The sequence below is a fragment of the Lysinibacillus sp. RC46 genome (assembly GCF_041262385.1).
In the GTDB taxonomy this organism is placed as follows: Bacteria; Bacillota; Bacilli; order Bacillales_A; family Planococcaceae; genus Lysinibacillus.
Genome location: NZ_JBGCCF010000004.1, coordinates 201,029 through 222,341, shown reverse-complemented (window position 1 = coordinate 222,341; position 21,313 = coordinate 201,029). Strand labels below are relative to the sequence as shown.

23 protein-coding genes are annotated in these 21,313 nt (G+C 35.5%); 15 read left to right on the top strand and 8 right to left on the bottom strand.

All coding sequences use genetic code 11. From position 1 onward, the window contains the following. Positions 1–324: 324 nt before the first annotated feature. The 12 genes from ABH966_RS05890 (at position 325) to ABH966_RS05835 (ending at position 11,852) form a co-directional block, all read left to right on the top strand. Positions 325–1,713, top strand: coding sequence for an FAD-dependent oxidoreductase (locus ABH966_RS05890; RefSeq protein ID WP_370076643.1), 1,389 nt, complete (start codon positions 325–327; stop codon positions 1,711–1,713). Next, on the top strand, positions 1,710–2,417 hold the full coding sequence (locus ABH966_RS05885) for an isochorismatase family protein (RefSeq protein ID WP_370076641.1): 708 nt from the start codon (positions 1,710–1,712) through the stop codon (positions 2,415–2,417). Before ABH966_RS05890 ends, ABH966_RS05885 begins: the two co-directional genes overlap by 4 nt. After that, positions 2,418–3,797 carry a dihydroorotase gene (locus tag ABH966_RS05880; protein WP_370076639.1) on the top strand — a complete coding sequence of 460 codons (1,380 nt, stop codon included), beginning with the start codon at positions 2,418–2,420 and terminating at the stop codon, positions 3,795–3,797. A gap of 30 nt (positions 3,798–3,827) precedes the next feature. Continuing rightward, positions 3,828–5,048, top strand: coding sequence for an ABC transporter substrate-binding protein (locus ABH966_RS05875; protein WP_370076637.1), 1,221 nt, complete (start codon positions 3,828–3,830; stop codon positions 5,046–5,048). A gap of 100 nt (positions 5,049–5,148) precedes the next feature. Continuing rightward, positions 5,149–6,021, top strand: coding sequence for a branched-chain amino acid ABC transporter permease (locus tag ABH966_RS05870; protein WP_370076635.1), 873 nt, complete (start codon positions 5,149–5,151; stop codon positions 6,019–6,021). Beyond that, the gene (locus ABH966_RS05865; protein ID WP_370076633.1) at positions 6,018–7,007 is read left to right on the top strand and encodes a branched-chain amino acid ABC transporter permease; all 990 of its coding nucleotides are present in this window, start codon (positions 6,018–6,020) and stop codon (positions 7,005–7,007) included. Before ABH966_RS05870 ends, ABH966_RS05865 begins: the two co-directional genes overlap by 4 nt. After that, the gene (locus ABH966_RS05860; protein ID WP_370076631.1) at positions 6,988–7,716 is read left to right on the top strand and encodes an ABC transporter ATP-binding protein; all 729 of its coding nucleotides are present in this window, start codon (positions 6,988–6,990) and stop codon (positions 7,714–7,716) included. The genes ABH966_RS05865 and ABH966_RS05860 overlap by 20 nt, the downstream gene beginning before the upstream one ends. Further along, on the top strand, positions 7,709–8,419 hold the full coding sequence (locus tag ABH966_RS05855; protein WP_370076629.1) for an ABC transporter ATP-binding protein: 711 nt from the start codon (positions 7,709–7,711) through the stop codon (positions 8,417–8,419). Before ABH966_RS05860 ends, ABH966_RS05855 begins: the two co-directional genes overlap by 8 nt. Positions 8,420–8,446: 27 nt before the next feature. Continuing rightward, positions 8,447–9,184, top strand: coding sequence for an IclR family transcriptional regulator (locus ABH966_RS05850; protein ID WP_370076627.1), 738 nt, complete (start codon positions 8,447–8,449; stop codon positions 9,182–9,184). A 40-nt stretch (positions 9,185–9,224) separates the two neighbouring features. Continuing rightward, positions 9,225–9,446 carry a hypothetical protein gene (locus ABH966_RS05845; RefSeq protein ID WP_370076625.1) on the top strand — a complete coding sequence of 74 codons (222 nt, stop codon included), beginning with the start codon at positions 9,225–9,227 and terminating at the stop codon, positions 9,444–9,446. 268 nt (positions 9,447–9,714) lie between these two features. Continuing rightward, a complete protein-coding gene (locus ABH966_RS05840; protein ID WP_370076624.1) occupies positions 9,715–10,911 on the top strand; it encodes a CaiB/BaiF CoA transferase family protein in 1,197 nt (398 codons plus the stop codon). Between the two features lie 14 nt (positions 10,912–10,925). Then, positions 10,926–11,852, top strand: a complete 927-nt coding sequence (locus tag ABH966_RS05835; protein ID WP_370076622.1) for a hydroxymethylglutaryl-CoA lyase — start codon at positions 10,926–10,928, stop codon at positions 11,850–11,852. Between the two features lie 1,023 nt (positions 11,853–12,875). On the opposite strand, the gene ABH966_RS05830 is transcribed toward ABH966_RS05835, so the two are convergent. From ABH966_RS05830 to ABH966_RS05810, 5 genes are all read right to left on the bottom strand, one after another. Beyond that, positions 12,876–13,292: a YjdF family protein gene (locus tag ABH966_RS05830; RefSeq protein ID WP_370076620.1), complete on the bottom strand. Its 417-nt coding sequence runs from the start codon at positions 13,290–13,292 to the stop codon at positions 12,876–12,878. A 352-nt stretch (positions 13,293–13,644) separates the two neighbouring features. Then, a complete protein-coding gene (locus ABH966_RS05825; protein ID WP_370076618.1) occupies positions 13,645–14,247 on the bottom strand; it encodes a CPBP family intramembrane glutamic endopeptidase in 603 nt (200 codons plus the stop codon). 395 nt (positions 14,248–14,642) lie between these two features. After that, the gene (locus ABH966_RS05820) at positions 14,643–14,834 is read right to left on the bottom strand and encodes a hypothetical protein (RefSeq protein ID WP_370076616.1); all 192 of its coding nucleotides are present in this window, start codon (positions 14,832–14,834) and stop codon (positions 14,643–14,645) included. 540 nt (positions 14,835–15,374) lie between these two features. Beyond that, positions 15,375–15,563: a DUF4177 domain-containing protein gene (locus ABH966_RS05815; protein ID WP_370076614.1), complete on the bottom strand. Its 189-nt coding sequence runs from the start codon at positions 15,561–15,563 to the stop codon at positions 15,375–15,377. Positions 15,564–15,778: 215 nt separating this feature from the next. Beyond that, complete coding sequence (locus tag ABH966_RS05810; protein WP_143999067.1) at positions 15,779–15,985, bottom strand: hypothetical protein; 207 nt, start codon at positions 15,983–15,985, stop codon at positions 15,779–15,781. Between the two features lie 120 nt (positions 15,986–16,105). On the opposite strand from ABH966_RS05810, the gene ABH966_RS05805 reads away from it, so the two are divergent. Continuing rightward, on the top strand, positions 16,106–16,294 hold the full coding sequence (locus tag ABH966_RS05805) for a hypothetical protein (RefSeq protein ID WP_370076612.1): 189 nt from the start codon (positions 16,106–16,108) through the stop codon (positions 16,292–16,294). A gap of 119 nt (positions 16,295–16,413) precedes the next feature. Here the strand turns inward: ABH966_RS05805 and ABH966_RS05800 are convergent, their stop codons facing one another. Beyond that, entirely contained in the window at positions 16,414–16,800 is a 387-nt protein-coding gene (locus tag ABH966_RS05800) for a hypothetical protein (RefSeq protein ID WP_370076610.1), read from the bottom strand. Positions 16,801–17,385: 585 nt separating this feature from the next. After that, entirely contained in the window at positions 17,386–17,586 is a 201-nt protein-coding gene (locus ABH966_RS05795) for a hypothetical protein (RefSeq protein WP_370076608.1), read from the bottom strand. Between the two features lie 674 nt (positions 17,587–18,260). Here ABH966_RS05795 and ABH966_RS05790 point away from each other — a divergent pair. Next, entirely contained in the window at positions 18,261–18,851 is a 591-nt protein-coding gene (locus tag ABH966_RS05790) for an O-methyltransferase (protein ID WP_370076606.1), read from the top strand. A 66-nt stretch (positions 18,852–18,917) separates the two neighbouring features. Beyond that, positions 18,918–20,093 carry an oxalate decarboxylase family bicupin gene (locus ABH966_RS05785; protein WP_370076682.1) on the top strand — a complete coding sequence of 392 codons (1,176 nt, stop codon included), beginning with the start codon at positions 18,918–18,920 and terminating at the stop codon, positions 20,091–20,093. Between the two features lie 49 nt (positions 20,094–20,142). Here ABH966_RS05785 and ABH966_RS05780 read toward each other — a convergent pair whose 3' ends face one another. Then, entirely contained in the window at positions 20,143–21,294 is a 1,152-nt protein-coding gene (locus ABH966_RS05780; protein ID WP_370076604.1) for an MFS transporter, read from the bottom strand. Positions 21,295–21,313 lie beyond the last annotated feature (19 nt).

Genomic DNA, 21,313 nt, shown 5'->3' with positions numbered 1-21,313 from the left:
TCTGATTTTTTGAATGAAATAGAGTGTAAAGTAGAAAAAATAAAAAAAGCTTGAAAAAAGTTTGAGGAGGAATTATGGTGGAAATAAGAAAAAAGTAAACGTGTTTCACAATGTGGAACGTAAGGTTGACTATGTATGATGGATTTAATATAGCAAACAAATATATAGAGAGCGCAAGCAGGTGTTAAAAATACTGAATTTTTAGATAAGTTAGTTATTCAGAAAGCTGAGTGGCATTACGAGTTTATAATGAAGGACGTATGCAGCAATTAAGCATTAAATTTTTAATTTAGAGAAAGATCGAGTGATGGGGAGTGAGTTTCTATGGAATGGGATGCAGAAGTTGATGTAATTATCGCTGGTGGAGGTGGAGGCGGTTTGATCACTGCACTAACAGTTGCACAATCAGGGTTAGAAGTAGCAGTATTTGAAAAAACGGAGCATTTACTTGGCAATACCGCGGCGAGTGCTAGCATGATTCCAGCTTGTAATACGAAGTTTCAACATCAATTAGGTATTGATGATTCTGTTGAAAAAATGACAGCAGATATTTTGATGAAAAACCATAATGAAAGTGATCCAGCACTGGTGAGGGCTTTAGCAACAGTATCAGGGGAGATGGTGGAATGGATAAATGACTCTTTGCAAATCGAAATGTCTGTCGTTTTGGAATTTAAATATCCTGGTCACAGTGCACTGCGCATGCATGCGCCACCAAGCCGTTCAGGATTAGAGTTAATGAAGAAGCTAAAGCGAAAAGTTTCTGAACGTGACAATATTTATCTGCTCCTTCAAACTTCTCTGCAAAAACTAATTCAAGATGATACAGGCCATGTCATAGGGATCGAAGTTTCCGCGTCAGAGGGAACGCGATACATTAAAGGGAGAAAAGTTGTCATTGCAACAAATGGCTTTGGTGGTAATAAAGAGCTTGTGAAGCAGCATATCCCGGAAATTGCTGTTGCAGCATATTTTGGCTATGAGGCGAACACAGGAGAAGGAATGGAAGCAGGGATTACCGCAGGTGCTGCTACTAAGAGTTTAACTGCTTATCAAGGTCATGCGGGAATCAATGAAAATACAGGTCTTCTTGTAACTTGGGGAACGATTATGATGGGTGGATTCTATATTAATAGTTTAGGTGAACGATTTGCTAATGAAACACAAGGCTATTCAGAGTTTACGCGTGAAGTATTAAAGCAACCAGAACAATATGGATACATTATTTATGATGAACGCATTCATAGGAACCTTTTATCAATTGAAGATTATAAACAAATAACTGAGATGGAAGCGTATAAAACAGCTGAAACTGTTGAGGTTTTAGCACAGAAAATTCAAGTAGATGTCGAACGACTATCTATTACATTCAAGAATTATCAACAACAACAAAATGGACAGGCCGATGCTTTTGGGCGCGAATTTTTTGACAAAAGTCTTGAAAATCCATTGTATGCGATTGAAGTAATTCCAGCATTATTCCATACACAAGGAGGGTTACTCATTAATCCACATGCACAGGTATTGGATACAAATGCAAATATAATTCCAAATGTTTATGCTATAGGAGGCAGCGCTGTCGGTATTTCTGGCAATCATGCGTATGGTTATATGTCGGGCAATGGTTTACTTGCAGCGTTAGGTTTTGGTCGTATTGCTGGACTACATATTGTGGAGTCATTGGCTGAAGAAAAAGGGGGAGTAATATTATGACAAGAATTTGGGAGTCTGCATTAACAGAGATAGATAAGATTGTTATTAAAAAAGGGGGCTATGGACAAAGTCGCGGATTAGGAAAAAAGCCTATTCTTATCATCATTGATGCACAACACAATTACATTGGTGCCGACGTACCGATTGAAGATCAATTAGATAAATGGCCAAGTGGAGGCGGCGACGTTGCATGGAAGGGAATTCGTAAAATTGAGAAATTAAAAGCGCTAGCAGATTCTCAGGGAATTCCTGTGTTATATACACGTAATGTACAGAAGAAAACTATTCAATTTGATTCATTTTCGACAAAGGCGAAGAGAGACCAAACAAAATATTTAGATGGTAATCCTGCATCAGAAATCGTTGAGTGCTTAAAGCCAACTGATCGTGATATCGTGGTGGATAAAAGCTATGCAAGTGCTTTCTTTGGCACACCTATTATTAGCTACTTAGTTAAATTGAAAATTGATACATTAATTATTGTGGGTGGTTCTACTAGTGGCTGTGTTCGGGCAACCGCGGTTGATGCAGTGACGTATAACTTCAATGTTACAATTGTAGAAGATGCTGTATTTGATCGAATTGAACTTTCACATAAAGCGGCTTTACTGGACTTATGGATGAAATATTGTGATGTTATGCCATCAACATATATCGAGTCTTATATGAAAAGCGTCGCAAAAGAGTTGAAAGAGGTGAAGTAAATGTTTGATCTATTTATTAAAAATGGTGAGGTTGTCTTTCCGCGTATTGGAGTGAAAAAAGCAAATATCTGTGTGAAAGATGAAAAAATTGTTGCCATTCTCGATTCCGAAGAAGTTGCAGAAGCAAAAGAGGTAATAGATGCAACTGGACTTCATATTTTACCAGGTGTAATCGATGCCCATCAGCACTTAGGAATTTACAATTCAATAGAAGAAGATTTTTTAGATACGAAGCAACATGCCATTTCTGGTATTACAACGGTCGTTAACTTTGACCGTCAGCCAGTAAGTTATTTAGAGTGGTTTCCAAACGTGAAAAAAGACGTTGAAAAATGGACGTACATTGATTTCACATATAGTTTAGGTATTTTGAAAGAACAGCACTTAGATGAATTAGAAGAACTAGTTGACAGGGAAGGCATTACATCCTTTAAATTCTTCCGCAATTATGAGCGTCAGTTAAACGATAAGTTCAAAATTACAGATGGTATAGATTTATCAGCCTATGATTTAGGTCGTATTTTGGCGAAGTTCAATGAAGTATCACCGAAGCTATTATTGGCTATACATTGCGAAAACATGGATATAAATCGTAAATTAACAACACAACTTCAAGCGGGTGGTGAAAATGAAGGGCTATCAACATGGAGCAAGACAAGCCCTGGGTATGCAGAAGCAGAATCTTTACTCAGTTCACTTTATTTGAACAAAGTTTATGATGGGAATCTATATATTGTGCACTTAACTTCAGGTGATAGTGTTGAGGTGCTGGAACAGTCAAAGTGGCTAACAAAGGGCAATGTCAAGGTAGAAACTTGCCCACACTATTTATTACTTCACGATGAGCATGAAGTAGGCATTAAAGCGAAAGTAGGGCCGCCAATTCATAAACTACATGACGGTGAAAAACTATGGGATGGTATTCGAAAAGGGCTTATTAATGCTATTGGGACTGATCATGTACCTAGTAGTTTAGAAAAAAAACTAGGTGAATCTGGTGATACGTGGGAGACGTTATTTGGCTTCCCAAGTACAGGCGGTTTATTACCATTAATGCTAACAGAGGGTTATGTTAAACGAGATATTCCCTTAGAGCGTATTGCTGATATTATGTCATTATCAATAGCTGAATCATACAATCTTCCTTCGAAGGGACGTATTGAAATTGGGGTGGATGCTGATTTTGCGATTGTCGATCTTCATACGAAAAAAGTATTGGTGGCGAAAGATATTTCTGAAAATTGTGACTTTTCATTATATGACGGATGGGAGTTAGTTGGTTGGCCAGCTTTTACAGTAAGTAGAGGAGAAATTATTGTAGTTAATGGTAAGACTACCAAAGAAAACGGAAGAGGTAAATTTGTGCATCGATCAATATAAATCTATTAAAAATGAGAGGAGTAGTGTTATATGAAAAAGTGGTTAGCTGTGTTCATGCTAAGTTTCTTAACTATTGTTTTAGTAGCTTGTAACAGTGACGCTTCAACATCAGGTGATAGTAGTAAAGGAGAGTCGATTAAAATTGGTTCACTTCATCCATTGAGCGGTGGCTTAGCACTGGAGGGGCAAGAAATGAAAGATGCAGTGAAATTAGCAATTAAAGTAAAAAACGATGCAGGCGGTATTCAATCATTGGGGAATAAAACAGTTGAATTAATAGAGGCAGATCACGAAGGTTCACCAGAGAAAGGGGTTTCGGAAGTACAAAAACTTGATCGTGCTGGTGTAATAGGCATTGTGGGTGCTTACTCAAGTGGTGTAGCGTTACCAGCCACTCAAGAAGCAGAGCGTTCACGCTTGCCATTTATCGTAGATATTGGTGCAGCGGATGAAATTACAGATCGTGGCTTCAAGTATACTTTCCGTTTACAACCGGCAGCTAGTTCATTTTCCAAAGATTTTTTAAAGTACTTCAAAGATTTAAATGAAAATGCAACAGAAAAGCTATCTACTGCTGTCATCGTACATGAAGATAGTGTATTCGGTACAAGTATTGCAAAGGTTATCAAGGACAACGCTGCAAACTATGGTTTAGAAATTTTAGAGGTTTTACCACACGCATCTTCAACAGCTGATTTATCATCGACAATCAATAAAATTTCTGCTAGTAAGCCAGATATCGTTTTGACAACAACATATCTTCGTGATGGCGTCATGCTGATAGAGGGTATTCAAAATTCTAGCTATACACCTCGTGCAATTATAGGGGTAGCTAACGGTGCATTTAGTAATGCGAAATTTATCACTGACTATCAATCTATTAACAATTTAATAATGGATGTTAATTATACAATTAATCCACATAGTGATCTAGCAAAGGATGTAAAAGCAAAATATAAAGAAGCATATGGTCGTGAAATGGGACCAAACGCAGCGTACTCTTTTATGGCGACAACAGTATTACTTGATGCTATTGAACGTGCAGGATCAACAGATCGAGAAGCAATCCGAAAAGCATTAACTGAAACTAACTTAAAAGATCATATTTTACCTCAAGAAGCAATTCAGTTTGATAACAAGGGTCAAAATATAAATGCAAAAGCAGTATTAAACCAAATTATTGATGGCGCAACAAAGGTAGTTGGGCCAGCAGAGTACTTAGAAGTTAATCCAGTATATCCAAGTAATTAGTAACCAGTGTTCGATATGGCGTACGCTTGTAAACAACAATTCGAGAAAAGCGTTCGCCCTTTTATTTATAGATGAATTGAACAAAAGGGGGGAATGCAGCATGAGTGCAGACTTGTTTTTTCAATCATTGATTGATGGCATTTTAATGGGAGGGATTTACGGGCTTGTAGCAATTGGTTTAACACTGATTTTTGGCGTAATGAAAATCATCAACTTTGCACAAGGCGCTCTGATGATGGTTGGAATGTATGTAACATATTGGTGCTTTGATTTAATGGGGTTAAATCCATATTTATCATTACCACTAAGCGCGATTGCATTATTCTTTATTGGGGCTGGATTACAACGTGGTGTACTTCAACGTATGGCAGATGCTCCAGACCACAATCAGTTATTAGTTACGCTCGGGATTTCATTATTTATTGAAAACTTAGCGTTAGTTATATTTAAGCCTGATTTCCGAAGTGTAACTGTTGATGGACTACCTGCAACAATTTCTCTTTTTAATTTAAATATTCATACGACAAAGTTCATTGCCTTTATTTGCGCAGCATTTTTAGCAATTGGTCTTTTCCTTTTCTTAAAAAAGACATTTATAGGACGTGCAATTCGTGCAACGTCTATTAATGGTCAAGGTGCATCGCTTGTTGGGGTTAATATTAAGCGCATAAATTATATTGCTTTTGGTATTGGTGCAGCATTAGCGGGGGTTGCGGGTACATTAATTACACCATTCTTCTACACATCACCGACAGTAGGAGCGAGCTTTATATTAAAAGCTTTCGTAGTTGTGGTATTAGGGGGATTAGGTAACTTCTTAGGCGCTTTAATAGGTGGCATTTTAATAGGAGTTAGTGAGGCATTAGGTGGCGTATTATTACCGGGTAGTTTAAAGGATCTAATGACATACCTAATCTTTATTCTCATTCTATTACTGAAGCCGAATGGTCTGTTTGGAGGTAAAGTGCGATGAAAAAATCATATATTTTATACTCGCTTGCCGTTATGTTTATTGCACTTTTTCCACTTTTTACTGATAACCAATACTTCATTCATTTGGGAATTTTGATCTTGTACTATGCTTTAGTGAGTCAGGCATGGAATATTTTAAGTGGCTATGCAGGGCAATTTTCATTCGGTCATGCCATATTCTTTGGAACAGGTGCATACGCATCGGCAATTTTACTAATAAAGTATAATATTTCGCCTTGGATTGGGATGGTTATAGGTGCAATTGTGGCGATATTAATTGCTTTATTAATTGGCTTCCTATCATTTCGGTACAAGCTACGTGGCGCATACTTCTCGTTAGGGACACTTGCATTTGCTGAAATTTTACGAATCACCGTACAAAATATGGATTTCTTCAATAAAACTATGGGGATATTATTACCAATCGGGAGTAACCCGCTTATGTTCCAATTTGAATCTCGTATGACGTATTTCTATGTGATTTTAGTTTTAACGATTTTCGTAACACTCTTAACTTATTTCATCGGAAAATCACGTTTAGGCTTCAATTTGATTGCCATTCGTGAAAACGAAGATGCAGCCCAATCGCTGGGGGTAAATACCTTTAAAAATAAAATGGTAGCAATAGCAATTAGTGGTGCACTTACATCAGTGGGCGGTACATTTTACGCGCAATATCTATTGTACATAGACCCACCAACAACATTCGGAAACGATGTATCCATATCTATTATTTTACCAGCCATTTTAGGCGGGATGGGAACTATATTAGGACCATTCATGGGTGCATTAATTATCGTACCTCTTGGTGAAATAACATCTCACTTTTTTGGTGGCTTTGCTGGAGTTCATTTAATGGTATACGGTTTAATTTTAGTATTAGTTATTTTATATCTACCAGAAGGTTTAGTTGGTTGGTTACAAGAAAAAATACGTTTACGTAAATTAAAGAAGGAGGGGAAAGTGAATGACATTGCTAAAGCTTGAAAATGTTGAGAAGAAGTTCTCGGGTTTAGTAGCCGTCAATAAAGTTAGTTTACAATTAAATGAAGGTGAAATCCTTGGTTTAATAGGTCCCAATGGCGCTGGTAAAACTACACTTTTCCATTCTATTTGTGGCTACCATACACCTACAAAGGGAATAATATTATTAAATGGTGAGTCTATTCATGGTTTAAAACCGGAGTATATGTGTGAGCGTGGTATTGCACGGACGTTTCAAATTGTACAACCATTCGGTAACTTAACTTTACTAGAAAATGTAATTGTAGGTTCCTTTAATAAGGTAGGTACATACAAAGAAGCAAGTGAAGTTGCGATGCAGCAACTTGAATATATGGGAATGTCACATAAAGCATATGATCGCATGAAGGATTTAACGTTCGCTGAGCAAAAGAAGGTTGAGGTAGCACGCGCATTAGCAACAAAGCCAAAGATATTGTTTCTGGATGAAGTGATGTCTGGATTAAATCCAACGGAAGTAAATGAGTTTATAGACCTAATCAAAGATATTCGTAATAGCGGAGTGACGATTTTCTTTATTGAGCATTTAATGTCAGCTGTTATGGCATTATCAGATCGAGTAGTCGTTATGCACCTTGGAGAAAAAATTGCAGAGGGTGCACCAAAAGAAGTAACGAAAGATCCACGTGTTGTTGAAGCATATTTAGGTGGGGAGGTTGTTACTGATGCTTAAAGTTGAAAATTTAAACGCGGGATATGGCAATCTGAATATTTTACGTAATTTAAGTTTTGAGATCAATCAGGGTGAAATTGTAAGTATTTTAGGAACAAATGGAGCAGGGAAGACAACGACATTACGTGCTATTTCAGGTTTGATTCCAGTGAAATCGGGAGTCATCCATTTTGACGATCAAATTCTTAATAAAAAATCTGCTGAATTTATTGTCAAAGCTGGTTTAGTACAAGTTCCAGAAGATCGAAAGCTATTCTCAGATATGACAGTGCTGGAAAATTTAGAAATGGGAGCTTATACTAGGAAAGCACGTACCAATTTAAAAAAGAATTTGGAATATTGTTATGAGTTGTTCCCAATTTTAGAAGAACGAACAACTCAAATTGCTGGTACGATGAGTGGTGGACAACAGCAAATGCTAGCAATTGGTCGCGCTTTAATGGCTGAACCTAAGTTATTGATTTTAGATGAGCCTTCTATTGGATTATCACCTTTATTAACAAAACAAGTTTTTGATATTATTTCAGAAATTAAAAAGAATGGTGTTACGATTTTATTAGTTGAACAAAACGTAAATCAGGCATTGCAACTTGCTAATCGTGGCTATGTTATTGAAAACGGTGAAGTGGTAATGAGTGGAACTGCGCAAGAACTTCTAAATGATGAAATGCTAAAAGCAACTTATTTAGGTGTTATAAAATAAAACACTCCAATATGAGTAGGTGATAGATTGATAAAAGCAATTGAAAAAATGATGGAAATTTTATCTTTATTTTCATTAGATAAACCGGAATTATCGATTAAAGAAATCCAACAAAAATTACAAATGCCTAAAAGTACAATTTTCCGTATTTTAAATACACTTGAGCAGGATGGTTATATTATCAAAAATGATGCGACTCATTTATATTCACTAGGATATCAATTTTTTAGGTTAGGAAGTATTTATCAAAATCATCTTGATTACCGTCATATTGCTTTACCAGAAATGCGTAAGGTGATGTTGGAAACGCAAGAAACAGTAGAATTAAATATACTCGATGGAATTAGTCGTGTATGTATAGAAAAAATTGATTCGCCATTAGATGTTCGAAATTTTGTACGGGTTGGTGAACGAAAGCCCGCTCACTTAGGTGCCTCCGGAAAAGTGTTATTAGCGTTTTTAGAAGAATCAGAGCAAATGCGAATTCTAAAGGAAGTTCAGCTAGAAGAAGACATTGATATAAAAAAAGTTCTAAATGATCTTCAGCAAATTCGTAAAGATGGCTATGCATTTACACAAGGAGAACGTATTGTTGGTACATATGCGATTGCCGCACCGATTCTAGGAATCAATGGCACAATTATTGCAGGTCTTACGATTGCCGGACCACTACAACGAATATCAGAAGAAAAAGCAGCTTTTTTGAAAATAAAATGTATTGAAAGTGCAAGGATGATATCTAAATACGTAGGCTATTTTGAATAGAAATTAGGCAAAAATAATGCATTCCATTGCAGAGAAAATAATGAATCGTTCAATTCAATTAAAAGATAATACGATAGCGGAAATATTTTTATTAAATACAATTGGTACATTTTTATTAGGATGCATGAAAAATGTACAACAATTTGCAACATTAAATGTAGGTGATTTTGCATCTATTGCATCTGACAAAAAAATCAATAACCAAACAGCAGCATTTTTAATGGGTGTCGCTTTTGTTGCAATTGAATATGAAAGCAACTAATGAAGTAAAGGACACCCTGCTGTCCACGCAAAATGGCAGTAATGGTTTCTATTATTAAAGCAAGTCTAGCAGAATACACTTGGTGACTTAACAGTTCATTTAACATTTAGGAATTTAACACACAAATTTACCTGCAATAGTCTGAATGTTCTGTCTTGTGTGGTATTTCGCGATTATTTCCTTTATCGAACATAGAAGAGCAATTAACAATGAAACGTATTAATAACCTTAATAATGATGCTATCAATTAGTAGGAGGAGGAATTTCAATGAGGATGGGGCCATTAAAGGGAGTACGAATTTTAGATTTATCGACAATGATTGCAGCACCATATGGGGCAACATTATTAGCAGATTTTGGCGCAGAGGTCATTAAAATTGAAATGCCTAATAGAGGGGATTCTCTACGTAGTATGGGTCCGTTTAAAGGGGATGAACCACTTCGCTGGCCAGCGCTTGCTCGTAATAAGAAATCATTAACACTTGATCTACATGGTGAGGAGGGGCAATCGATATTAAAAAAACTGATTACTAAGTCGGATGTTATCATTGAAAATTTTAGACCAGGTACATTAGAAAAATGGGGACTTAGCTACGAGATATTAAAAGAAGCAAATCCAAAAATTATTCTCGTGCGTGTAAGTGGCTATGGACAAACAGGACCGTATGCACATAAAGCAGGCTTTGGTACGCCCGCAACGGCATTTAGTGGCTTTACATATTTACATGGCTATTCAGATCGTCCGCCAATTAGTCCATCCTTCTCATTAGTAGACTACATTACTGGTGTGTATGTTGCGTTTGCAACTAGTACAGCATTATTCTACCGTGATGCAAAGGACGGAAAAGGCCAAATGGTCGATATTGGTCTATATGAATCGGTGTTCCGTATGATGGAATTCCTTGTAGCTGACTATGACCAAAATGGAGTTATTAAAGAGCGATCACCGGGCTTAAGTGGGCACTCGAGTCCAGCAGGGACATTTCAAACGAAGGATGGACACTGGGTTGTACTAGTAACAAGCTCAGATCGTACATTTGAACGCCTTGCAGCTGCCATGGACCGTGAGGATATGTTAGTGGACGAGCGCTTCTATACAAATAAAGTTCGTCTTGAAAACTTTAATTTAACAAATGGAATTGTAGCGAAATGGGTGAAATCATATCACCGTGATGAGCTACAAAAGAAGCTCGATGAATTTGGTGTGCCTATTAGCCCAATCATAAGCATTGAAGATATTTTTAATAATGAGCAGTACCAAGCACGTGAGAACATTGTAGAGGTTGATCATCCACGTTTAGGCAAAATCAAAATGCCGGGGGTTGTGCCAAAATTCTCTGAAACACCTGGAGCTATCGTAAATGTGGGACCTGATTTAGGTGAACATAATGAATGTATTTTAAAACAAATTATCGGCTTAACAGATGAGGAAATCGAAAGTTTGAAAAATAAAGAAGTTATTTAGGAGTTGATCGAAATATGCTGGATCCAGTAATGATTACAGAAGTCAGTCCTCGTGATGGATTTCAAATAATTAAAGAGAACATTCCTACAACAGAAAAACTAAATATCATCAATCGTTTAATAGACTGTGGCTTTAAACAAATTGAAGTTACTTCTTTCGTTCATCCTAAAGCCGTACCACAACTTAGTGATGCAAGTGAAGTGTTAAAAAGGATACGTCGTGACAGAGAAGTTATTTTCCGAGCACTAATTCCAAACTTGAAAGGGTTAGAGCGTGCTATTGAAGCAGGCGTTCACAAGGTAAAGCTAATGCTATCATCAACAGATTCTCACAGCTTACACAATGCTAATGCGAGAACACTAGATGCAATGAAAGATTTTTCTGAAATTTCACGAAATTGTAGGGCGGCAGGTATTAATGTCTCAGGTTCTATTTCGGTTGCATTTGGTTGCCCATATGAAGGGCGTGTACCAATTGAACGACATATTATGCTGTGTGAGAAATATGACGAAATAGATATTACTGATATTTCTTTGGCCGATACGACAGGTATGGCTAATCCTTACGTAATAAAGGAAATTGTAAAAACATTGCGTGAAAAATTCCCTCACTTTCACTTTTCCCTACATCTTCATAATACAAGGGGTATGGCTTTTGCCAATGCGGTTGCAGGCTATGAAGCGGGTATTCGAGATTTTGACAGCTCCATTGCAGGTCTTGGAGGGTGTCCTTATGTACCGCTAGCGACTGGAAATATTGCGACAGAGGATATGATCCATGGCTTTGAGGAAATGGGCATAACGACCAATATTGATTTAGATGCTGTATTAGTACTAGCTCGTGAAGTACAGCAAAGGTTCCCTTCCTATGCTAGTAGCTTTCTCGTAAAGGCGGGGAAAAATTCTGAGTTAAGTATTTCGCCAGGCGGACAAAGAAAGTAGTGAAAGATGGATTTTCTAATACAATCCTGAACTTAGAAATGGTCGGTGAATAGGTAGAATGTCCCGTAGTGTTCAGGAGACATGTTTGAAGCGAAAACAGACCCAAGTAAATCATACTTGGGTCTGTGTTAAAAATAAGATAGCATTTTTCTTAGAATGTTTATAAGAATACATAAATTATTCGATTGTAGGATCTTTCTCTGACGACGAATTGGCCAATTTTAAAAATACTTCGTTAATATTTTTCATGCGGTTTTCAACTTTTTAAGAAATAATGGGGCTTTAACGGTTACGGGCATGAAAGATAAATGCTATGTACAAGAGAATGATTCATAGGAGTGGGTCATCGTCGGTCCTGATGAAAAAATAATGACATTTGAGCAAGACATTAAATGGGTAGGTGGACGGATAACCGAAAAGTGGTTGCATGATAGCTGGCTGTTAGAACATCAACTATAGGGAGTTCTTTATAAAAAGCGCGAGAAATCAATATTTAGAAACGTTGATTTCTCGCACTTTTTAAACGTGAATTTGCTTTGAAAAAAACTTAACCTCTTGCGATAATTGTTATTTCCATCCACGATATTCGTCATATTCTTTCCCCGGTTTAAGAAATTGAAATCCTTTAGATTTTACGAAAATTGCATGCATTATTAAACCTAGGATCGGTAGTCCGACAATCCAAATCCAGGTCCATAGATTACCTAAATAATAGTGGGACAAAGTAGTAATTCCTAGAAACCCTCCGTATCGTAGGAGGAGAATGAACAAAGGATCTTTCCTTACGAATGAATAAAACATAAAACGACCAATACCTAAGATACATATAGCTACTAAGAGTTGAATAAACAGCAAGACTAATCCTCCTTTTCTTTTTGTTGAAAATTCTTTCCTTAAGGAAACTTTAAAGGTATATTAATTTATTTTATTTGTGATTACAATATGAAAATATTTCGAATGAAATTGTGTATTAATCCCTAATAAAAAAACTGACAACATTAGTTGTCAGTAAAAAGAATGATATTACCTACCTTTATGTTTATTTTTAGACTTTTGAACTTTGATATTCCGAATATATTCTTTGCGTTCTTCTTTAAGTCGTTTACAGGTAACAGATTTTTCTTTTTTTCTAAGTGCCAATTCTGCTTTTATAGCTTCTTCGGCCTTAGAGGTGATACTTGGATTTCTTAGTTCTTTTGCAACTTTTCTTTGAAGCCTTTTAGGATTGATTTTCTTCATTTTAACTTGTTGGATAGGTATTCCATCATGTTTATCATTATTTTTGATAAAATCCAACATATTATTATTTACAAAATCAAAGACTTCTTGATCTTTAGGTTCATTCCCGAAAGTATACTTGTATGCTTTGTATTTGTTTTCAGAAATGTGTTCTATTAGCCCTATATAAAATTGCCCATCATTAAAAATGGTTAGTTTCATAGTAGGTCCCTCCTCATATTAAAATCGAATGATGGACATCCCGAGGAGGGGAAGGTTACTGACATCATATTTACAATGCATCCGGACTACCAACCGAATCGTGTTTTTTCATTCATGTAGTATTATAAACGATTTGTTTATTATTTGTAATGGGACATTTGTGATTTCGCTATAAATAGTAACAAGGAATATAAATGATTTATGATTGAATGCAATAATAGTATCGGATCTTGGTGGCTCTTTCCGGGTGTAACCTTTTGAGAAAAGAATAATTCAAGTGAAAGATCTGGCATTAACCAATTGTTAATAGGAAGTAATTTATCAAGCTATTGCGTCGACAAGACTCATTAATCTAATGTTTAACTCTTATTAAATTGTATTTGAATAATAGTGTCATACCGATATTCATCAAAAAATGCACAAGAAAAGGCACTAAAATATTACTTGTTTCAAAATAGATCCATCCGAAAATTAAACTTGGAACGGTTATATTTATTAACATTATAGGTTTTTTGAAGTATTGAATATGCATCCCTATGAACAATAAAGTTGTTATTATAATCGCATTCCATGGGTGTTCTAGAAATACAAGAAGTAAATTTTGAATAATTCCCCTAAACAAAATTTCTTCAAATAACGCCCCTATAAACATAAAGGCAACGATACTTAACAACGAATAGTCTTGATAGCTTTTGTTAGTTTCGTCCATGTATTTCGAGGGAATAAACAATGTTAAAATTACCCCAAACAAAAGTAGACCGAATGAAGCGAGAATTATGCTCATTACCATTGTGAATGGCTGATTGAATGATAGGAAATCTTGTATTGTGAATACATCATAAACTATTAAAGCGAAAATGATAGCTACACAAACAAATGTAAAAGAAGAGAATACAAAAATAGCGTCTTTCGGGCTAAAATCCTTCTTTGTCTTTTTTGATTTGTCTTTCTCCATATCTTTCCTTCTTTCTTAATGCTTATAGAATAAAGAGATATTTTACCATAGTATTTTTGCAGAAAAAGCAATCGCTACTACTTTACCGATAATAGTCTTTTTTTAGAAAAAATCTAGGTTAGTAAAGGTAACCATTTAATCATAAATATTCATATATTCCAGAATTAGTTAAGTGAGCGAAATGTTTAGACAGGGGTTTTAGGAAATCCTAAGAAAGGCTGTTATCTGTGCTAGTGGGGTAAATTACAGAAGTGGAAATACTAGGGAAATAAAATATTAAAAGTGCCTAAATCCTAATTAGGGAAGACCACTTTTCTAGGATTGGTTATGGTGACTTAATTCTCCCAAGAAAAGGTCTTCCTTTTTTGTCGTTTTATCCATTTATACAAAATATTTTACACTCTCTTTTTCAATTGTCTATTAATGCTCACTAATAAGCTAATAATAATAGAAAGTAAAGTAACAATTATTAGCCCAATAGACATTATTAGACCATCTATATAATTAAGGAATCCTGCTGCGGCTAAAGCCAAAAAGCTGATGACGCTTAAAAATAAAGTAAGGAAAAAAATTTGGAAATAATGCATGTCATCCACCTCCTATTGTTGGTTTGTCTTTTTTATGGTGCGGTTATTATTTAACTTCTTTCAGTAAATGTTTTATGTAGCGAAAGCGAAGCGTCAGATACAAATGTTTTATGTAAGGTAAATGATTAATTTTTAATCCATGTAAGTAATCTTACAATTTGGAATGGGGCATACCAAGTAAGGATGAAACTACAAAGGAAAAATGTTACAACAGGAAAAAGCTTGTATTTTCCCTGTTCTTTTTTTATACAGCACCAAGACTTAACAAAAAACTTATAAATAATAAACCGAATCCAGATATCATAAGAATTTCAAAGTTAATTGAATAAATGTAAGAGAAACTCAGTAGAACAGCACCGATTACTGCAAGAATAATGGATAGTTTGCTAAACATTTAAAAGCTCTTTTCGGAAAAAACCAATTTATTGTAATGGACTTTTTGTAAAATTTCTTCGTAAGTTAAAGAAAAAGTTATGATGATTATTTGAAAGATATTGTGCAATAAAAAGAAAGAGAAGAGGTAATGAAACCTCATTTTTCTTAATCTTTCTTACGTTTAAATATTAATTCAAAAAAAGTAGGAGTGCCGTGACCTTTTATTCCCGGTGCAAAGATTTGTACTAACTCCCATCCTTCTTTTTCATGATCATAAACAACTTTATGATAATCTTCCTCAGGAGTTAGTGTCCATGTGGATAATTGAATTTTCACAAATTTATGTTCATACAAGATAATAACCTCCTTATTCTTACTTTTATTTACGTTTTTTAGTAATTTAAAGTTTCAAAAATATTATGAAGTAAACAGTTCGAGGGTTTTTCGAAAGAGAATGTGTAGAGAGGGTGTTCACTATGGATTTTTATAAATATTTCCATTTAGAACTGATTGATGCATGCGAATTCGCAAAAGATACTTAAACACTAGATAAATAGTGTTCAGTAAAATTATTGATCTTTTCGGGGTTTTATAAAGAATGAACTGAATACAACGGAAAGCCCAATAAAAATGAATATTATTGCAATAGATTTATTTGGAATAAATGAATTGTATTCGAGGGGACCAGATAATCTGCCTGTTCCGCTTACAAGCAAGAAGATACCTAAAATAAATATTATATATCCAATTTTAGAATGTGTACCGTCTGTTTTCATTGCATAACAACTCCTAATATATAGGTTAATAACTTATATAAGGATAACATAATTAGGTAATGTTTGAAAATATGGATTGATTCAATTACTGCACAATATGAGGAAAGAAGGTAAAAGAATATGAGTAATCAAACTTTATGCTGTGATTATTGCGAGAGCACATATCGGGAAGTACCTATTATCGAAAAACCAAAACGATTTGCTTTGAATCGAGTTTATGATTTAACACAAGTCAATTCGGATGGACGAGAAGTGGATAATATCTGCTTAGAATGCTTGAAAGAGCAAATTGATGATTACGGGATCTAAATTACACAACGTGAGTAAAAGAAAAAGCAGCAGCGTTTGCAGACGCTACAGCTCTTTAAGAGATGTTAAACCTTCATGTAAATTAATAATCTTCTAATTATTGTTTATATTGATCTTCCTCAAATACCTGTTTTATATTTAGAAATATTCTTTTCTTTTTCAAAAATAGAAGTATTCTGTTCATATTTTTTGGGATTAGATAACTTTTCAAGCTCTTGTATCAACATATCCTCTAAATCTATGGACTCTTTCATGTTTTCTTGGGTTTGTTTAACCTCCCTAACAAGTAATCTAACTAATTTTTGTCCATTCGATTTCACAAGATATGTACGTATATAACCATCTTCATATCTAGTTTCGAATTTAGGTTTGATATTTTTCTCGTTTTCGTCTTTGTCTTTATGTATATTTTCAATTCCAAATAAATCTAAGAGACTTTCATTTTTTATATTTTTATTTACCTCTGTTTTCAAATAATTTATTGTATTACTGGTTTGAATTTTCATTCATAATTCTCCTTAGAAATTAGTATTTTGTTACACTTAATTATAACCTTTAAAGTTAATAAATGGAGGTTTTATTATGAAAATTCGTTCAGTACTTTTAAGAGCATTAGTAGCATTAAAGTCTACATTGTTAACTCGCCCCAAAAAGGAGTTTTAACAACTTACCTTACTTTTTATTATTAATCATAATTCTTATAGCAACTGGGACTCAATACTACTGCACAATATAAGTATTAAACGAAAAAAGTTTGGTGGGGATATACCTACCAAACTTATGAATTAGTTAGATCGAGATCTTTTTAAAAATAATAAAGCAAGGACAATTATAGCAAGACCTATCCAAATAAATTTATATGGTAAAACAATTAAATTCCAAACAATAAAAACGATGTGGACTACAAGATCAAGAAAAAACGACAATAATAAACCTGCTTTCTTTTTAACCAAATTATAACATATTAGTAGATTCAAAAAATAAAAGCCGCAGCGTCTTCACACGCTACAGCAAACTAATGAACAATATGAGTAAAGAAACTAATATAGAGACACTCGGCTGGGAGTGATCCAAAGTTTAACTATAAGAGACTATTTAAACTTATCAACTTTCTTAACTTTCATTGAAGCTACTTCTCCACAATTCGTACAAATAGTCAAAATTAGTGGTGAACTCGAAAAATGGACCAAATCGAGCTTAATGGGTTTTACATTTGCCATAGATCCGCCTAATTCACCTTGTGCAAAGGAATCACTACCACAAGCCTTACAAACTAATTTATTATTTTCCATGTTATCACCTCTTTATGTAATATATGTAAATTTTATCATGAAAATAGCCGCAGTGTCATCATACACAACAGCAACCAAATGAACAATATGAGTATTAAATGAAAAAATAAAATCTATTTTTTATTAATTTGTTCTACTAACTTTTTTAAATTTATTGAATATGCCACTGACGAAAATAAAGACAGCAAGGAATAGATACTCCATTCATCGGCACAACTCCTCATTTTTAACTTTATTATAATATGGAAAGCTGCAGCCTTTGCACACACTACAACTCAGATTTGAAAGACATTTGATGATTTCAAAAAAAGTGTTTTGCGGACCTCAGATACTACTGGATATATCTAGGGAATTAAAATTATGGTGGGATAGCAAACTGTTAATGACGTTTGGGGCGATGCATAAGGTCAAGCTATCCCGAAGTAAATATATGTAAACGCAATTAATAACATTCCAACTGTAAATATGGTTAAAAAGGGATTTTAAAATGACAAGGGCTATTATTAAACAAGCATTTTAGGTAGGCATCAGGTTAAATCCGTTATACATAAGTAGCGATTACTTTGAATATAAAAACGTACCTCTATTTAGGGATGTGATGTTTTAACAAAGGATTTTTACGAAAAAAAGCGAAGATTATTAAGAATTAAATATCTAATAGGTGGTATGTAACTATGTTAACAAAATATCGCTCCAATACATATATTCCGGAAATGGTGAAGGCAAGTAAAATGTTAGCCCATAGACATGATTTCGAGTATTCTTGCTCAGACGAGGCAGGAAGATTGTTGTCAGTGCTTGTTGGTCAAATTACACATGGGACAATCCTAGAAGTCGGGACTGGCTATGGTGTAGGCAGTGCATGGATTCTTTCTACCATTGCACCAAACGTACAGTTTGTCTCAGTGGATCATGCAAAGGAAAAAATCGATGCTACTGCTCAAACACTTCGTCATCAGCAGGCTGAATTTTTAGTAGGTGACTGGAAAGAAGCGATAGCAAAAGGTCCTTTTCAATTTATTTTTGCTGATGCAGCTGCTGCTAAAACAAGTGAAGGCGAACAACTATTGGAGGCATTAGCTGTTGGAGGTATGTTAGTTATGGACGATTTTACGCCAGAAGAACATTTTCCAGAAGAATGGAGAGGGAAACCTGATAAGGTCAGGGACTTTTGGTTAAATCATAAGGAATTAAGAGCTACAGAAATTTATTTAACAGCAACATCTTCTGCTATCCTCGCAACTAAGCCGAAAGGAAAAGAATAATCAAAGTAAAGAATCCATACATATTATATAATGATTTCTTTATGAAGAGGTGAATCATTGGAGAACATGCCAGAGGGCTATTCTTATGTTCCGCAGCCTATTCGGAAAGATGGGGCGGGGTGGGTGGATAAAGGGCCGAGAGATATTATGAGGGATCTGGAAAATCCTGATATGCTTGTCCCTCCGAAAACAGATGCTGGACTTGTACCGAATTTAAAATTCTCTTTTTCTGATACGCATATGGTTTTAAAAAATGGCGGTTGGTCTCGAGAAGTTACTGCTCGTGATTTACCAATTGCCACTACATTAGCTGGTGTCAATATGAGTTTGACACCTGGTGGAGTTCGTGAGCTGCATTGGCATCAACAAGCTGAATGGTCGTATATGCTTCTTGGTCATGCACGTATTACAGCGGTCGATCAAAATGGGCGTAATTTTATTGCCGATGTAGGACCGGGGGATTTATGGTATTTCCCGCCAGGAATTCCGCATTCCATACAAGGTCTTGAGGATGGCTGTGAATTTTTGCTGGTGTTTGACGATGGGCATTTCTCAGATCTAAGTACTTTTTCAATATCTGATTGGTTTGCTCATACTCCTAAAGATGTGCTGTCCTCCAATTTTGGTGTTCCAATAAGCGCTTTTAATCATATCCCGAAAGAACAGGTCTATATTTTTCAAGATAAGGTTCCAGGACCTCTAGACACACAAAAAGTACAATCCCCATATGGTACAGTCCCTCAAACTTTCAAACATAGCCTGCTTGCCCAGACCCCTATAAAAACTCCAGGTGGAAGTGTCAGAATTGTGGATTCAACAAACTTTCCTATTTCTAAAAATATCGCAGCAGCACTTGTCGAAATTAAGCCTGGTGCTATGAGAGAGCTGCATTGGCACCCAAATAATGATGAATGGCAATATTACCTCCAAGGAAAAGGGCGTATGACAGTGTTTACAGCAAATGGTGTGGCTAGAACATTCGATTATCGTGCAGGAGATGTGGGATACGTGCCATTTGCAAATGGTCACTACATTGAGAATACCGGTACGGAGACATTATGGTTCCTTGAAATGTTTAAAAGTGATAGATTCCAGGATGTTTCGTTAAATCAATGGATGGCCCTTACTCCATCTGAGCTAGTACAAAGCAATTTAAACATTGGTCCTGAACTTCTTAATGTGTTAAGAAAGGAAAAGTGGCCGGTTGTAAAATATCCTGGATTTTCTTATTACCCAAGATGAGCGTATAGAAAAGCAGGTAGGAAAGAGCCTCTTTCCCACCTGCTTGTTTTTAATATTGAAATTTATTTCTAGTAGCAAGTAGTATACCGATTGCTGGAACAGTACAAATAAGCATTGCTGCAAATGATAGTCCAGGCGAAATCTCGTATAAATAGCCACCTAAAAATGTAAGGATCGCTGTACTTAATCCCATTGCTAATGCAGAATAAAGGCCTTGTGCATTCGGAATTTGCTCCTTCGGCAATGTTTTTGTTAAATAGCCGATGAAAGCGAAATGCGCGAGAGCAAATGATAATGCATGTAATGTTTGAGAAGCGATAAATACCCATACATTCGGGAATAGGTAAATGAGTAGCCAACGTAATGATGAACCACTCGCTGCTAAAAGTAATAAAGAAGATGAGCGCCATTTTTTAAATAGTGTATCAGCCTTCATAAAGTATAAGATTTCGCAAATTACGGCGATGTTAATAATCATCCCCATGTAGAATGGATCAACATGTAAATCACCTAAATATATATAGCCGTAGCTGTAATAAGAAGCATGTGCGCCTTGCAACAGAATAACAACTAATAAAACAATAGGGAAGCCTTTAATTGTCCATAATGTTTTCATCGACAATGATTTTGCGCGTTGTTCTTTTGTCGGTACAACGAGTAACTCTTTTGGTGTAGCCATTTGTTGCATCAACAGCATACCGATCAGGCCGACCACCATACTCCAAAAGATAATGTTATTGCCAAAAGCACCTGTTAGCATACTAATGATTAATACTGCAATGACAAAGCCAAGGGAACCATAGGAGCGGCTTTTACCATAGTGTACATTTCCATGCTGTACGAGCGTTGCCGCACTACTTTCAACGGCAGGTAGCAGTGCTGGATAGAAAACGCTAAATAAAAGGGTAACAATAAGAAGCGAGATAAAGCTCGTGCTTAGTAAGTAAAATAAAGTTGTGATTAGGGCACCTATTGCTAGAATACTAACGAGTCGTTTTTTGTGCACATATTTTGCAAGCATCGGGAAGAAAAATAGATTTGAAGTTGCTCGTGCTAAAAGACCGCAGCCCATTATGACGCTAGCCTGTGAGACAGTAAGATGTTTGGCATCTACAAGCCAACCAGTCCAGTAAGGTAAGAAAATACCCCATGTAAAGAAAAATGCAAAGAAATTTTGAGAAAGCCATCGTTGATTGTTCATAAATTTTCCGTACCTCCAA

Excerpts from the sequence above, each read along its gene's own strand:
- ABH966_RS05890 (WP_370076643.1), top strand. The coding sequence starts at position 325 with ATGGAATGGGATGCAGAAGTTGATGTAATTATCGCTGGTGGAGGTGGA.
- ABH966_RS05885 (WP_370076641.1), top strand. The coding sequence starts at position 1,710 with ATGACAAGAATTTGGGAGTCTGCATTAACAGAGATAGATAAGATTGTT.
- ABH966_RS05880 (WP_370076639.1), top strand. The coding sequence starts at position 2,418 with ATGTTTGATCTATTTATTAAAAATGGTGAGGTTGTCTTTCCGCGTATT.
- ABH966_RS05875 (WP_370076637.1), top strand. The coding sequence starts at position 3,828 with ATGAAAAAGTGGTTAGCTGTGTTCATGCTAAGTTTCTTAACTATTGTT.
- ABH966_RS05870 (WP_370076635.1), top strand. The coding sequence starts at position 5,149 with ATGAGTGCAGACTTGTTTTTTCAATCATTGATTGATGGCATTTTAATG.
- ABH966_RS05865 (WP_370076633.1), top strand. The coding sequence starts at position 6,018 with ATGAAAAAATCATATATTTTATACTCGCTTGCCGTTATGTTTATTGCA.
- ABH966_RS05860 (WP_370076631.1), top strand. The coding sequence starts at position 6,988 with ATGACATTGCTAAAGCTTGAAAATGTTGAGAAGAAGTTCTCGGGTTTA.
- ABH966_RS05855 (WP_370076629.1), top strand. The coding sequence starts at position 7,709 with ATGCTTAAAGTTGAAAATTTAAACGCGGGATATGGCAATCTGAATATT.
- ABH966_RS05845 (WP_370076625.1), top strand. The coding sequence starts at position 9,225 with ATGAATCGTTCAATTCAATTAAAAGATAATACGATAGCGGAAATATTT.
- ABH966_RS05840 (WP_370076624.1), top strand. The coding sequence starts at position 9,715 with ATGAGGATGGGGCCATTAAAGGGAGTACGAATTTTAGATTTATCGACA.
- ABH966_RS05835 (WP_370076622.1), top strand. The coding sequence starts at position 10,926 with ATGCTGGATCCAGTAATGATTACAGAAGTCAGTCCTCGTGATGGATTT.
- ABH966_RS05830 (WP_370076620.1), bottom strand. The coding sequence starts at position 13,292 with ATGAAACTAACCATTTTTAATGATGGGCAATTTTATATAGGGCTAATA.
- ABH966_RS05825 (WP_370076618.1), bottom strand. The coding sequence starts at position 14,247 with ATGGAGAAAGACAAATCAAAAAAGACAAAGAAGGATTTTAGCCCGAAA.
- ABH966_RS05820 (WP_370076616.1), bottom strand. The coding sequence starts at position 14,834 with ATGCATTATTTCCAAATTTTTTTCCTTACTTTATTTTTAAGCGTCATC.
- ABH966_RS05810 (WP_143999067.1), bottom strand. The coding sequence starts at position 15,985 with ATGAAAACAGACGGTACACATTCTAAAATTGGATATATAATATTTATT.
- ABH966_RS05805 (WP_370076612.1), top strand. The coding sequence starts at position 16,106 with ATGAGTAATCAAACTTTATGCTGTGATTATTGCGAGAGCACATATCGG.
- ABH966_RS05800 (WP_370076610.1), bottom strand. The coding sequence starts at position 16,800 with ATGAAAATTCAAACCAGTAATACAATAAATTATTTGAAAACAGAGGTA.
- ABH966_RS05795 (WP_370076608.1), bottom strand. The coding sequence starts at position 17,586 with ATGGAAAATAATAAATTAGTTTGTAAGGCTTGTGGTAGTGATTCCTTT.
- ABH966_RS05790 (WP_370076606.1), top strand. The coding sequence starts at position 18,261 with ATGTTAACAAAATATCGCTCCAATACATATATTCCGGAAATGGTGAAG.
- ABH966_RS05785 (WP_370076682.1), top strand. The coding sequence starts at position 18,918 with ATGCCAGAGGGCTATTCTTATGTTCCGCAGCCTATTCGGAAAGATGGG.
- ABH966_RS05780 (WP_370076604.1), bottom strand. The coding sequence starts at position 21,294 with ATGAACAATCAACGATGGCTTTCTCAAAATTTCTTTGCATTTTTCTTT.